The following is a 386-nucleotide window of genomic DNA, read 5'->3' on the forward strand; positions in this document are numbered from 1 at the left end:
CTCGCCGTGCTCGCCGTCGCCGGGCCGGTCGCGCTCGGCACCGCGTGGGTGTGGTCGGCGCTGGACGCCACCGGGCCGGAGGGGCGCTCCGTCCAGGCCCTGCGGACCTCGGACGTCCCGGTCGTGCCCGCCGCGGGCCGGCAGCTCCAGCGCTCGCCCGAGGACGTCCACGTGCTGCTCGTCGAGCCGACCGGCGCCGCCGCCGTCGACGCCGCGCTGCTCCGTGGTGACGGTCGCCGGCTCATCGAGACGTCCCGCGTCGTGACGGCCCGCGACGTCACGGGCGCCTGGGGCGACGCGACGCCGGCTCCCGCCGACACCGCGGACGAGCAGCTCGCGGCGGGCGTCGCCCGGCTGGTCGCGGGCGCGGACGACGACGTCGCCGC

At 80.3% G+C, this 386-nt stretch carries 1 pseudogene; it reads left to right on the top strand.

Annotation, left to right across the window (positions count from 1 at the left end):
• Window positions 1-386: pseudogene (locus tag N866_RS21925) on the top strand (hypothetical protein); the annotation flags it as partial.

It is taken from the genome of Actinotalea ferrariae CF5-4, assembly GCF_000603945.1.
Classification (GTDB): Bacteria; Actinomycetota; Actinomycetes; order Actinomycetales; family Cellulomonadaceae; genus Actinotalea; species Actinotalea ferrariae.